Below are 13,308 nucleotides of genomic sequence, written 5' to 3' on the forward strand. Positions count from 1 at the left end.
GGTACTCAGTCCCGTTCGTCGGTGTCCGGGCGGACGGCGATGTGGTCCGGTTCGAGTTCCAGGGCCACGCGGTCGCGCATGCCCAGGGCGCCGGTGTACTCGGCGGGCAGCTGGAGGCGGCCCGCGCGGTCCAGCATCGCGTACTCCCGGGCGACCACCTTCTCGTGGCCGGTCGTCTCGTCCACCTCGCTGCGGCGCAGCACCTCGGTGGAGGTGCGGCCGTCCCGGATGGCGACCGTGCGGCTGACCTCGTTCGCCACCGCCTGGTCGTGGGTGACGATCACGACGGTCGTGCCGAGCTGCTCGTTCGCCGTGCGGAACGCGGCGAAGATCTGCTCCGCGGTGTTCGAGTCCAGCTCGCCGGTGGGCTCGTCCGCGAGCAGCACCGACGGATCGCCAGCGAGCGCCACGGCGATGGCCACCCGCTGCTGCTGACCGCCGGACATCTCGTGCGGGCGCCGGTTCCGGCAGTCCGCGACCTCCAGCAACTCCAGCAGTTCCAGGGCGCGTTCGGCGCGGGCCCGGCGCGCCGTCCGGAACCGGCCGCGGCGCCCGGCGAGCTGCATGGGCAGCGTCACGTTCTGCGCCGAGGTCAGGTACGGCAGCAGGTTGCGGGAGGTCTGCTGCCACACGAATCCGACGACCTCGCGGCGGTAGGCGAGACGGTCCTTCGCGGTCATCGTGAGCAGGTCGCGGCCCGCCACCCGGGCGGCGCCGGCCGTGGGGGTGTCCAGCCCGGCGAGGATGTTCATCAGGGTCGACTTGCCGCTGCCGGACGCGCCCACCAGCGCCATCAGTTCGCCCTCCCGCACCAGCAGGTCCAGCCCCTGCAGGGCCTGCACCTCCACCCCGTCCGCGGTGAAGACGCGGACCAGGCGATCGCAGGTGATGAGCGCGTCATGCCCGTACGCGGGACGGTTGCGGCCGGCCGTGACGCGGGCGGCGAGGTCGGCCAGAGTGGGGTCCGAGGTCATCCGGGGGCCTCCTGCGGGAAGGGAACGACGCGACAGGGGGGCGGGCACGGGCACGGTCACCGGGCATCCCCGACCCTCAGCTCACGCACCGACCCCCGGCGCCCCGTCCACCAGGCCTGCACCGCCGCGATCCCGACGGTCAGGGCGACCACCGTCACGGCCGGCACCAGCAGCGACACCGGGTCGGTGCGCAGCACCGCCCGCACAGCGAGCGAGGAGGAGGTGGAGACGGCGACGGTCGTCAGGTCGAGGCCGGGCGCCAGCAGCCGGATCGCGGCCCAGGCGGTGAGGGTGCCGCCGAGCGCGGCGAGCAGCGCCTGCGGCAGCGACTCCAGGACGAGCAGCCGGCGGCCCTGCGCCCGGGTGAGGCCCATGGTGCGCAGCCGGGCCAGCAGCGCGGCCCGCTCGGGGGCGGCGCGCAGCAGGGTGAGAAGCAGCGCCAGCACGGCGTATCCGGTGCCCGCCGCGACCGCGGCCGCGTAGACGCGTTCGGCTCCGGACTGCAGCGGCGAGTCGACGAAGGACGCGAGTTCCTCCGACCGCAGCACGACGCGCGCGCCACCGCCCGCCGCCTCGCGCAGCGCCGCCGGGTCCGTACGGTCCGCGGTGATCAGCAGCCCGGTGGGCCGGGTGAGCCCGCCGGGCATCACGGAGGCGTCCATGACGAGGAAGTCGTCGCCGGCGACCGCCGGCGTCCACTCCGTCACCGTCATGATCCGTACGGTGACCGCGGCGCCGTCCTCGAGGCGCACCTGGAAGGGCCGGGTGCCGAAGCGTGCGGCCATGCCGGGGGATCCCAGGGCGGGGACGACCTCCTTGCCGGAGGCACGCAACGCGTCCGGGTCGAAGGGGCCGAGGTCCATGCGCCGGCTGAGAGCGGCGTAACCGCCCGGTTCCACACCGGCGAGTGCGACGGGGACCTGGTGGTTCGCGGCGCGGGCCCCGTAGCTCACGTCCACCGCGGTGACGTCCTCGACGCCGGACACGCGGCGGACCCGTTCGGCGACGCCGGCCGGCCGTGCCCCGAGGCCGTCGACGCGGGCGTCGGCGCCGACGGAGAGTCCCGCCGCGCGGTCGCGGGCGTCGCTCACCCCGGCGAGCACCGACCCGCCGAACGCGGCCGTGGTCAGCGCGGTCAGCAGCGCGAGCAGCGGCAGCACCGCGGAACTGGACGCGCGTCCGGCACGGGCCAGCGACAGCGGGCCGACCACCCCCCGCATCCGGCGCGCAGGACGGGCCAGTCCACGCAGCGGCAGTGGGTACAGGCGCACCAGCACCAGGGCGGCGATCACCGCCACCAGCACCGGGGCCAGGGACACCAGTTCGTCCCCGGAGGCGCTGCCGTCGTCGGACGTGCCGCGCGTGCGCAGGGCCAGGACCGCGCCCGCCGCCAGGGCGAGCAGCGTCACCTCGGCGACCAGACGCTTCCGGGACGGCCGGGCCTGGGCGACGTCGTCGCGGCCGGTGTGCACCCCCACCGCGCGGTGGGCGGCGACGGCCCGCAGCGGCAGCGCCAGCGCCGCGAGCAGGGCGACCCCGCCGGCCGCGGCCACGGAGTACCACAGCCGGCCCTGGCCGACGGCGAGCCGGGCGGCGAGCAGACCGAGAGCGGCGGCCGGCACGGTGACCACCGCCGTCTCCGCCAGCAGCCGGCCCGCCAGCCCGCGCAGCGAGACACCGCGGGCGCGCAGCAGGACGAACTCGCTACGGCGCCGCTGGGCGGCGAGCCCGCCCGCCATGCACAGGACCACGGCGGCGACCGTACCGGTGCCGAAGACGGCGACGGCGACCAGCGGGCCGATGACCGACCGGAGACCGTCGTACTCGCCGAGCACCCGGTCGAGTTCGGTGTCCGCGATCAGGTACGGCGAGACGGCGGCGGAGGCCCGTTCCGACAGCGGGCCCGACTCCAGGGAGGCGATGGTCGACGTCAGCCGCTCCAGGTCATGGCCGTGCAGGGCGGAGAGGTCGGGCGCCAGGATCCAGTACCGCGCGGGGAACCCGGCCATCCCCAGCAGGGACGGGCCCGCGTCCGGGGACACCAGCAGGGCACCGACCCAGAACACCCTGCGCTCCGGGTCGTCCGGGACCGACGCCAGGCTCGGGGTGCGCAGCAGGGGGACGGCGGACCAGTAGGCCCCGCCCGGGTCGCGCGGGGCGACCAGGCCGGTGACGCGCACCGCCAGCGTGCTCTCCCCCCGGGGAAGATGGATGACCGACCCCACCCGGATGTTCAGCTTCGCCGCCGTCTCGGTGGAGACGGCGGCCTCGAGCATTCTCGTGGCCGCGCCGTTGTCCACGGGGGCCTTCGGCAGCCGGCCCTCCCGGATCCGGGAGTGCTCCGCGAGTCCGGTCGCGGCGAAGAGGTGGAACTTCGGGTCGACCTGGTCCGGCCGGGACAGGAAGGGGTCAGGGGCCGGCATCCGCTCGGTGGTGCGGACACCCGCGGAGGACTGGTCCGCGTCGATCGGCAGCGACCGCCCGGGCAGCCCGAGCAGCTCGGGGAACGGGCCGCGGACGGCGTCCCCGTTCAGTCGCTCGTTCCACGGTCCGGTGCTGGTGTACAGGTCGGAGTCCGAGGTCTGGAACTGGACGGTGGTGCGGGCCGGGCCGGCGGTCTCCAGCGCCCGGCGCAGTCCCGCGTCGTCGTACCGGTCGACCGCCGGCGGCAGCGCGGCGGCGAGGAACGCCGTCACCGCGACCAGCAGGGCGAGCGCCACCGCGGCGCCCGGGGCGGTCCGCAGCCGGGTCCGCACCCAGGGCACGGTCACCCCGGAGACGGCCTCGCGCGGCCGCCGGGAGGGCCGTTCGGTCACCTCACTCACCTCCCCGGCCCCGCAGGGACGACACCGGGTCGGCCCTGCGCAGGGCCAGTACGGCCGTGATCATCAGCGGGACGGCGGCCACGGCGGCCAGCAGCGCGGCCACCCGCAGCGGCGGCAGCACCACCAGTACCTCCGGAAGCGGCCGGATGGCCTCGGCGGTCAGCATGACCAGCGGGATCACCGCCCGGGCCAGCACCGCGCCGAGCAGGACGCCCACCGCGAGCGCCGTCCCGACCAGCACCCCGTACTCGACGAGGACCACCCGGGCCAGCCGTCGCCGGGAGGCGCCCAGCGCGCGGAGCACCGCGAACTCCGCGGACCGGTCCCGCAGTGCCCCGGCCGCGCTCACCGCGAAACCGACCGCCGTCAGGGCCGCGGCGGCGAGGGCGGCCGCGGCGAAGGCGTTCCCCGGTCCGGCCCCGAACGGGTCGTCGCGCAGCCCGGCCGCGATCTCGTCGCGCACCACCACCCGGGACGGGTCGATGTCGGGCCGGTCCCTGAGCGCCGCCGCCACCGTCGCGGCCCGGCCGGGCCCGCCCGCCAGCCACCATTCGTTCGGCAGCACCGGGTCGCCCCCGCGGGCCTGCATGGCCCGGTTGACGGAACGCAGGTCCACCAGCAGGGCGCCGCCGTCGTCCGGCGTGCCCGCCGGGGCGGTCGGCAGCTCCCGCACCGCCCTGATGAGCCGCACCGGGACGATGTCGCCGTTGATCTCCACGTTCAGCCGCTGACCGATCCGGGCGCCGGTCGAGGCGAGGTACCGGTCCGTCGCCACGCCGTCGACCACGGGCACGGGCGGCTGCGGGACGCGCAGCGCGATCGTGAGCGTCGAGGGCAGCCAGGACATGTCCGGCGGGACGGGCGCGGTGTCGTAGTCGACGGTGGCCGGGGCGCCGGCGGCCATCCGGGGCCGCACGCCGCGGCCGTCGGCGGGCATCGCGCCACTGCCGTGGGCGGACGGCCGCCAGGGGGCCGACAGCTCCAGCGCGTGTCGCCGGCCGGCGGTGTCGTTGCTGGTCAGGGCCGTGAGCGCGAGCCGGTGCCGCTGGGCCGTCTCCGCCACCTGGTCCGAGTCCAGCTGGAATCCCGTCAGGGTCAGCGGGCCCGGCGGCCCCCCGTCGGCGTCCAGGAGGTCCACCGCGAGGTCGTGCGGCCGTCCGTCCTGGCGCAGCGGGCCGAACTCCAGCGTGTACGGGGTGCCGTGGGGGTCCTCCACGGTGGCGGTCAGTTCGGCCGCCGTGCCGTCGTCCGCACCGCGCAGCGCGGCGGTCAGCACCAGCCGCGCGGTGTCCGCCGGGAGCCGGATGCCCGCCGTGGCGCCCTTGGGCGTCAGCTCGGACAGCGCCGTGCGCACCGGCACCTCCGCCAGGTCGGAACGCATCAGCAGGACGTCCGCGGCGTTCGAGGTGTCCAGGGCCAGCACCGTCGCCGTGCGTCTGCCGGACAGCGGCACGGTCGTACGGAAGGCGGGGGCGGACGCGCGGGCGCCGGACGCCCCCGTGTACACCGCGCCGCGCCCCGGCCCCTCGACGCCGCTGGTCAGGACCCGCACCGGCGCGCCGGCCCGGAAGTCCGCCTGGTCGTCCTGCGAGCGCTGCCACGAGGAGCCCTGGGCGATCGCCAGCATGCCCAGCGCCACGGCGAGCACCATCAGCAGCACCGGGCCGGCCCCGCGCATCGGGCGACGGCTGAGCTGCCAGCCGGCCAGCGCCCCCGGCAGCCCGCGCCCCCGGGCGGCACGGCGCTCGGCGAGCCGGGCCAGCGGCGGCAGCAGCCGCAGCGTCAGGACCGTGCCGGCCAGCAGGGCCAGTGCCGGGGCGACGACCAGCAGCGGGTCCACCCCGAGGTCCTCGCCGACGGCACCGGACCGGCGGCTCAGCTGCCAGTACGCCACACCGGCCACCACCAGCAGTCCCACGTCCGCGCCCGCCCGCACCACGCCGGGCAGCGGCTTGGCGCGGCCGGGGCCGTAGGGGGTGGCGAGCGCGGGGAGGGTGACGGCCAGCGCGCAGCCCAGCGCCACGCCCACCGACACCAGCCACACCGCGCCCTGCCCGGCGACCGTGCCGACGGAGGCGTCCAGGTGCAGCCCGATCCGGGCCAGCGCGCCCCGTCCGGCGAGCAGCCGGGTGAGGGGGCCCGCCAGCAGCGGGGCGCAGACGGCCGCGGGCACCGCCAGCAGCAGTGCCTCCAGGGCGGCGAGCCGTGCCACCCGGGCGCGGGAGGCGCCGCGGGCCCGCAACAGCCGGGTCTCGGAGGTGCGTGCGGTGGTCAGCAGGCGGGCCACCAGGAGCAGTGCCGCGGCGGCGAGGAGGGTGAGCTGGAGGGCGATGACGAGCAGGGTGGAGCGGGAGACGAACAGGGACCGCTCGATCCGGTCCAGTGTGGGCGGCAGTTCGCTGGTGACGGTCGCCGAGCCGTGCAGGGCCGGGGCGGAGGGCAGCGCTTCGACGCCCTCGGCCATGGCGGTGCGCAGCGCTTCGATCCGTCCGGTGGTCATCCCGGAGAAGCCGGCCGACGCCAGCCAGCCGACGGGGCCCGCGCTGACCCGGTTCCCGGTGAGCACGGAGGCGTCCGCGAGCAGTGGGCCGTAGGTGGTGTAGTGGCCGGTGACGATGCCGCGGCCGTTCAGCTCGTCGAGCTGCCAGTAGGGCGCGGAGGTGTCGACGGGCCGGTACAGGCCGGTGATCCGCACCTGTGCCGAAGGACCGCGCAGGCGGTTGGCCAGGGTGAGCCGGGAACCGGGTCGCAGCCCCAGCTCACGGGCGGCGACGACGGGGAGGGCGACCTCGGTCTCCGGGCCGGTGGGCCGCGCCGAGGGGGCGCGCCCTTCGGTGATCCTGACCTGCGTCCGGTCCAGCGCCGCGAAGTGCGTCAGGTCGGGCTCCTCGCCCCCGGCGCGCTCGCCCTCCCCCCGCAGGGAGAGCGGCAGGCCGTACGGGCCGGACCTGGCCAGGGTGCGCAGCGTCACCGGCAGCCCGTCGAAAGCCCGTTCGGCGCTTTCGCGCACGGCGGTGTCGGCGGCTTCGCGACCGCCTTCGGGGAGGGCCTCGGCCTTGACGAGGAGGGTGGTGTCGGCGGCGTCACGGGGTGCCGTGAGAGCGTGCCGCAGGGCCCCGTCGCCGATCGTCGTGGAGTAGGCGGCGAGGGTCGCGAGCACGGCCGTGGTCAGCAGGACCGTGAGCAGGGCCGCGGCCAGCAGGGGGCGGTTCGCCCGTGCGCGGGCGAACACGAAACCCGCCGAACCGCGTGCGGCATCCACCCCGCAACCCCCCGTGTTGTCCAGACCTCTCGGTGATGTTGTCAGAGAGGCAAGGCGGGAGGCATCGTCCGGACTCCGCTTTTGACCTGATCGTGATCGGAATGCGGAGCCCGGTGACCGTTATATGGCGGGTGTGTGACGGGGAGGGGTCGGCGCCCTGTCCCCGCGGGGGTGAGTCAGGTCAGTCCGGGGAGTTGATCATCGAGGCGGCCGCGTAGGTCAGGTACTTCCACAGGGTCTGCTCGTGCTCCTCGGACAGATCCAGATCGTCCACGGCGTCCCGCATGTGCTTCAGCCACGCGTCGTGCGCGGCACGGTCGACCTTGAACGGGACGTGCCGCATCCGCAGCCGCGGGTGACCCCGGTTCTGGCTGTAGGTGGTCGGACCGCCCCAGTACTGCATGAGGAAGAGCGCCAGCCGCTCCTCGGCCGGGCCCAGGTCCTCCTCCGGGTACATCGGCCGGAGCAGCGGGTCCTCGGCCACTCCCTGGTAGAAACGGTGGACGAGCCGGCGGAAGGTCTCCTCCCCGCCGACCTGCTCGTAGAAGGTCTGCTCCTGAAGCGTGCCGCGCCGAATCTCTGTCACGCCGTCCATGGTCTCAGACAGGGCGGCATAGGACTCAAGGCCTAGGACCACCCCCGGCGGCCTACCGTGGAGGGGTGGACGGACCCCCTGACCGACCCCCAGCGGACGGAGACGGCCTCGCCCTCGCGGCGCGGGCGGCGCTGGTGCGGGAGATCGAGGCGAGCGGCGCCTTCGCGGCGGACCCGGTCTGGCGGGAGGCGTTCGCCGCCGTGCCCCGCCATCTGTTCGTGCCCTTCTACTACGTGGGCGTCAGGGGCGGCTACGAACGCCGGTGGGGCGAGCACCCCGACCCCGCCGCGCGCGAGCGGTGGCTGCGCGGCGCGTACGAGGACACCCCGCTGGCGATCCGGATGCGCGACGGCGAACTGCTCTCCTCCAGCAGCCAGCCCTCCCTCATGGCGCTGATGCTGGCGGGCCTGGGCGTGGGGGACGGCCACCGGGTCCTGGAGATCGGCACCGGCAGCGGCTACAACGCCGCCCTGCTCGCCCACCGGCTCGGCGACGACTCCCTGGTCACCACGATCGATCTCGACCCGGAGATCACCGAGTCGGCCCGCCGGCACCTGGCGGCCGCCGGGCACCGTCCCGCCGTCGTCACCGGCGACGGGTCGCGCGGGGTGCCGGCACGCGCGCCGTACGACCGGATCGTCGCGACCTGCGCCCTGCCCGCCATCCCGCGCGCCTGGCTCGCCCAGTGCCGCCCGGGGGGCCGGATCCTCGGCCCGTTCGCCACCGGTCTGGTCGCCCTGACCGTGCGCGACGCCCACCGTGCCGAGGGGCCGTTCCTGAGCACGCCCGCCTACTTCGTGCCGCTGCGCGGCGCGGGCCGTCCTCCGCGGGATCCGCCCGACCTGGACGGACTTCCCCCGGCGGCCCGACGGAGCGATCTCTTCCTGTTCCTTCTCGAACTGACCGCCGGGACCCTCGGCCCGCGGGAGGCGTACGACCTCTGGGAACGCGAAGGCAGGCCGCAGCGCGAACGCTACGGCCTGACCGTCGACGCGGAGGGCGTCCGGGCCTGGCTGGACGGCCCCGCGGCCAGGCACGTCTGGCCGCTGCCGGAGCTCAGCCCCGGCGGATGGTGATCGTCGTCCAGGCGCCCACGTGCACCCGGTCGCCGTCCTGCAGCGGGATCGGGACGAACGGCTGGATGGGCTCCTCGGAGCCGTTGACCGTCGTGCCGTTCGTCGAGTTCTGGTCGACGACCGCCCAGTTGCCGTCCGGCTGCTGCACCAGCACCGCGTGCTGGTGCGAGACGCCCGGGTCCTCCGGCGGGGTGGACAGATCGATGTCGGGGGTGTCGCCGGTGGAGTGCCGGCGGCGGCCGATGGTGATCTGGTTGCCGGTGAGGGTGCGCTGCTGCTCGGGCGAGTACGCGGGCAGGTTCAGGCCCGCGGCCTCGGGGCCGGAGCGCTGCATCATCGCCATGAAGTAGTCGCGGTCCGGGCCGATGGTCGCGGTCCAGGTGACCGGGCCCTGCGGCTGCCGGGGCTGCTGCGGGTAACCGCCGGGTCCGGGAGGCGCCTGCGTGCCGCCGGGCTGCGGGTAGCCGTAACCGCCGTGCCCACCGGGGCCGTTCGGACCGCCGGGGCCACCAGGGCCGCCACCAGGACCACCAGGGCCGCCGGTCGGCGGGGAGATCACCCAGTCGTCGTCACCGCCGCCGAAGGACGGTCCGCCCTGCGGAGGGCGGCCGGTCTCCTGCGGGAAGCCGGGAGGGGCCGGGGGGCCGGAGTGGAACGCCTGCGGGGCACCGGGGCCGTTCGGGCCGCCGGGTCCACCGGGACCGTTGTGGCCGCCGGGGCCGTTGTGGCCACCGGGGCCGCCAGGACCACCTGGACCGCCCGGGTTGCCGCGGCCGCCGGGGCCGGGCGGGGGCGGGACCGGGCGCGAGGGCTCGCCGCCGAAGCCGGGCGGACCCGGCGGAATCGGCTCGGCGGGGCGGTTCACCTGCGAGGGACGCGAGCCCTGGTAGTCGAACCCGTCACCGCCGCCGTACGACGGACCGGGAGGCTGCTGCCCGAAGGGGCCGCCCGTACCACCGGGACCGCCATGGCCACCGGGGCCGTTGTGGCCACCGGGTCCACCGGGACCGTTGTGGCCGCCGGGGCCGCCGTGGCCACCAGGACCGCCGGGGCCGGGCGCCGGCGGGCGCGGAGCGGCAGGGGTGTAGGAGGTCGCCGTGTTGGTGAGGAAGTTCCAGCGGCACTCCTCGCAGAACGGCGCGCCGCCCTCACGCGGCGTGCGGCACTGCGGGCACAGCTCCGGCTGGGCACCGGGACCGCCCGGACCGCCGTAGCCGCCGGGGCCTCCCGGAGCGCCGCCGGGACCGCCGGGGGGCGGAGGGAATCCGTAGCCGCCACCGGGCGCCGGCGGCGGGGGAGGAGGTGGGGGCACGGCACCCGCCATGCGGTGACCGCACACCTCGCACCAGTCGTCGGAACCCGACTGGTGTCCGTTCGGGCAGGTCGGCATGTCGGCGCTTCCCCCTCTCCTTTTCCGGCCGGTTCCGACCGGATTTCTCCAACCCCGAGGGGTCAGGCTCGTTTACTTACGGATCACTTCTTTACACGAACAGTCTTGGTCGACCGAGTCTCGAGTGTCATCTCATCGGCCTCCTCGACCTTCGCCTTCAGTCGCACAGTACCGGTCGCGGCGTCGACGACGTCCACCACCTTCGAAAGCAGTTTCGCAGTATCGGCGTTGCCGGACGCGCTCGCGAGCTGAACGGCCCGCCCCAGCTTGGCCGTTGCTCCGTCGGTATCGCCCACTTTGCGCAGGTCCAGGCCCTGCTGGATGACTTCGGCCAGTTCGGCCTGACCTGTGTAGTGCGCGACCTGGGGGTTGATCGACGTCGACGCGGCCAGGTCGTCGGTCCACACGGCCCGCACCAGCCCTTGCGCGCCCAGGTTCTGCACACTGCCCCCGGGGTCCGGGATCACCAGCGACAGCCGTGCCGCCAGCATCTCCTGGCCGACGGCGGCGGGCGGAACCTCCACGCAGACGTGGTAGTCACGGGATTCGTCGCCCCAGGAACCGAGCGGGTAGTCGCCCGCCCGGGGGCCCGCCTCGGTGCGGCGGCCGGTGAGTTCCTCCACCGTCGGGGCGACCTGCTTGACGAACTTCACCGTCGCCCCGGCCGGGCTCCACAGGCGCAGCGAGACGTCCGCGACCTCCTTGCCCATCGCCGTCTCCATCATCCGCGTGAAGTCGGCGGCCAGACCGGCCGGGTCGGCGACGATGTCGGCGGTGCCGAGGAGAGCCGAGGCGATGCCTGTGACTTCTTTCACTTCCCAGTCGGTGCCCACACCGCGCGCGTCACAGGTGAACCGTCCGGCGCAGGCGTCCAGGGCGGCCTTCAGGTCCTCCGGCGTCTCGTGCTCGTTGCGGCCGTCGGTGAGCAGGATGCCGTGCCGGATCGCCACGTCCGCCGACGCCAGCAGCCGGTCGGCCCGTCGCAGCCAGGTCCCGATCGCCGTGCCGCCGCCCGCGCTCAGCTTCCGCAGCGCCTGCTTGGCCTGCTCCCGGGTGTCCGGCCCGGCCACCGCGAGACGCCCGTCGCCCGGGTACACCTCCCGCGCCAGGTGGGTGCCGGCGACCACCGCGAAGCGCACGCCGTCGCGCAGGGTGCCGATCGCGGCGGCCGTGGCGTCCCGGGCGTTGCGCATCTTGGTCGGCGGGTAGTCCATGGAGCCGGAGCAGTCGACCATCAGGACCACGGCGGCCGACGGGCCCTCGCCGGGCGCGTACAGGTGGGGTGCCGCCACCGCGCTGCCGATGGTGCCGCCGCCGGTCGCGGTCACCGTCACCACCGCGTTGACCTCGCGGCCGCCCTCCGGCAGGAACTCGTTCTGGTACACGTCCACCGAGAACCGCGGCACGTTCGATTTCGAGAAATTGGCCATGCCTGTTCGCTCCCCCTCCGGTGCCCCGACGGCGCGGGGCGACGACGAATCGACGGACCGGTCCCCTCCGGTCCGTTGAAGCTTCCCCGTGCGAGGCTCCCCGTACGCGGCCTCAGGCCGATCCTGCCCCCTGCGGGACGGCCGGGAACGGCACCAGCGCCACTGTTACGTTGTCGTGGCCGCCGCCGTCGAGGGCGTGACCGACCAGCACCTGGCCGGCGTGCAGCGGGCGCTCGGCCGCGTCGACGGGCACCACCTCGGCCATCTCGTCGGCGGACTCGGCGTAGTTCCACAGGCCGTCGGTGCAGACGACGACCACGCCGGGGCGGTCGGGCTTGAAGGCCGCGGTGTGTGGCTCCAGGTCGTAGGCGTCGGCGCCGAGCCAGCCGGTGATGGCGTGCGCGCGGTGGTCCGCGTACGCCTCGGCCTCGCCCATCAGGCCCGCGGCGACCATCTGCGCGGCCCACGAGTCGTCCTCGGTCAGCCGGGCCGGCGGGGCGGACCGGTCGACGGGGATCCAGTACGCGCGGCTGTCGCCGACCCAGCCGACCACCAGCAGGCCCGCGGTGACCACGGCGCCGACGATCGTGCAGGCGGGGGCGTTCTGCTGCGGGGCGTGCTCGCGGGCGCCGGCCGGCTGCTCACCGGCCAGCGCGTTGACCGCCTCGGAGGCGGCGAGGATCGCGTCGTGCATCGCCTGTTGCGGGTGCGTGCCGCGCGGCAGGGCGACGAGCAGGGAGGCGTTCGCCGCGCGGGAGGCGGCCAGTGACGCCTCGTCGGGCCGGGTCGCCGAGGAGACGCCGTCGCAGACGACCGCCACCGACACCGGGGAGCCGTCGGGCAGTGCGGTGGTGCCGACGGCGAAGGCGTCCTCGTTGCGGTGGTGCCGCAGTCCGCGGTCGGTGACCGCGGCCAGCGGGCCGCATTCCTGTTCCATGTGGTCCCGTTCGCGCGGCTGGGCGTGGCCGCAGTTCTCGCAGTAGCCGTCGTCGTCCACCCGGCCGGCGCGGCACGCCACGCACACGGCGGGCGCCGGTCCGGCCTGCGCCGGCTCGCCGGCCATGCGCGGGTCCGGCGCCTGCAGCGGGTACTCGTCGGGCTGCGCGGGCTGGTGGGCGGGGGGTGTGCCGGGGGTGTCCGGCGTGTGCGGGGCGTCCTGGACGGGTGCCCCGCCGTCGGACGCCTCCGACCGGTCACGCCGGTCGAAACGGACCCCGGCCGCCGGGGCACCCGTGCCGGGCGCGCCCTGAGCGGCCGCCGGGGACACCGGGGCGTGATCGGGCCGCGCGGGCGCACCCTGGACCGGTACATGCCGGCCGGCCGCCACCCCGTGCGGATCCGCCGGCCCGTGCGTGCCGGAAGCCTCCGGCACGACAAGGGCGTTGGACGCCGCCGCGCCGGCGGTCGCGGCCTGTGCACCGGCCGCCGCCGGGCGGGCCGGAGCGCCGGCCGTCGGGGCACCCTGCGCCGGGGCGGGCACACCGGGCACACCGGGTGCCGCCGGGTGCGGGCCGGAAGCGCCTGGGCGGGCGGGTGCGTTGGCCGCCGGGGTGTCGGTGGTGGGGGCGCCTGGGGCCGGGGCGTGCGCGGCGGGTGCCGCCGGGTGGGCAGGGGCGCCGGTTGTCGGGACGCCACGGGCGGGGTCGGGTACACCGGGTGCCGCCGGGGGCGGGCCGGAAGCGCCTGGGTGGGCGGGGAAGTTGGCTGCCGGGGCGTCCGTCGCGGGTGCGCCCGGGGGCGTGGCATGCCAGGTGGG

Annotated in this window: 8 protein-coding genes; 1 reads left to right on the forward strand and 7 read right to left on the reverse strand. The window is 75.9% G+C overall.

Annotation, left to right across the window (positions count from 1 at the left end):
• Window positions 1-5: 5 nt before the first annotated feature.
• The 4 genes from ACIF8S_RS05015 to ACIF8S_RS05030 all read right to left on the reverse strand — a co-directional run bounded on the left by ACIF8S_RS05015 (window position 6) and on the right by ACIF8S_RS05030 (window position 7,656).
• Window positions 6-974, reverse strand: a complete 969-nt coding sequence (locus ACIF8S_RS05015; RefSeq protein WP_399997375.1) for an ABC transporter ATP-binding protein — start codon at window positions 972-974, stop codon at window positions 6-8.
• A 56-nt stretch (window positions 975-1,030) separates the two neighbouring features.
• Window positions 1,031-3,790, reverse strand: coding sequence for an FtsX-like permease family protein (locus ACIF8S_RS05020; protein ID WP_399997377.1), 2,760 nt, complete (start codon window positions 3,788-3,790; stop codon window positions 1,031-1,033).
• Window position 3,791: 1 nt separating this feature from the next.
• Window positions 3,792-7,061 carry an FtsX-like permease family protein gene (locus tag ACIF8S_RS05025; RefSeq protein WP_399997379.1) on the reverse strand — a complete coding sequence of 1,090 codons (3,270 nt, stop codon included), beginning with the start codon at window positions 7,059-7,061 and terminating at the stop codon, window positions 3,792-3,794.
• Window positions 7,062-7,242: 181 nt separating this feature from the next.
• Window positions 7,243-7,656 carry a globin gene (locus ACIF8S_RS05030; RefSeq protein ID WP_399997381.1) on the reverse strand — a complete coding sequence of 138 codons (414 nt, stop codon included), beginning with the start codon at window positions 7,654-7,656 and terminating at the stop codon, window positions 7,243-7,245.
• Between the two features lie 65 nt (window positions 7,657-7,721).
• Between ACIF8S_RS05030 and ACIF8S_RS05035 the strand changes: the two genes are divergently transcribed.
• A complete protein-coding gene (locus tag ACIF8S_RS05035; protein WP_399997382.1) occupies window positions 7,722-8,732 on the forward strand; it encodes a methyltransferase domain-containing protein in 1,011 nt (336 codons plus the stop codon).
• On the opposite strand, the gene ACIF8S_RS05040 is transcribed toward ACIF8S_RS05035, so the two are convergent.
• From ACIF8S_RS05040 to ACIF8S_RS05050, 3 genes are all read right to left on the reverse strand, one after another.
• Window positions 8,713-10,122 (reverse strand): FHA domain-containing protein, encoded by a 1,410-nt coding sequence (locus tag ACIF8S_RS05040; RefSeq protein ID WP_399997383.1) that lies wholly within the window; start codon window positions 10,120-10,122, stop codon window positions 8,713-8,715. The genes ACIF8S_RS05035 and ACIF8S_RS05040 overlap by 20 nt on opposite strands.
• A gap of 83 nt (window positions 10,123-10,205) precedes the next feature.
• Entirely contained in the window at window positions 10,206-11,552 is a 1,347-nt protein-coding gene (locus ACIF8S_RS05045; protein ID WP_399997385.1) for a VWA domain-containing protein, read from the reverse strand.
• Between the two features lie 112 nt (window positions 11,553-11,664).
• Window positions 11,665-13,041 carry a protein phosphatase 2C domain-containing protein gene (locus ACIF8S_RS05050; RefSeq protein ID WP_399997386.1) on the reverse strand — a complete coding sequence of 459 codons (1,377 nt, stop codon included), beginning with the start codon at window positions 13,039-13,041 and terminating at the stop codon, window positions 11,665-11,667.
• Window positions 13,042-13,308: the final 267 nt, after the last annotated feature.

The organism is Streptomyces sp. NPDC085937 (genome assembly GCF_044540535.1).
GTDB lineage: Bacteria > Actinomycetota > Actinomycetes > Streptomycetales > Streptomycetaceae > Streptomyces.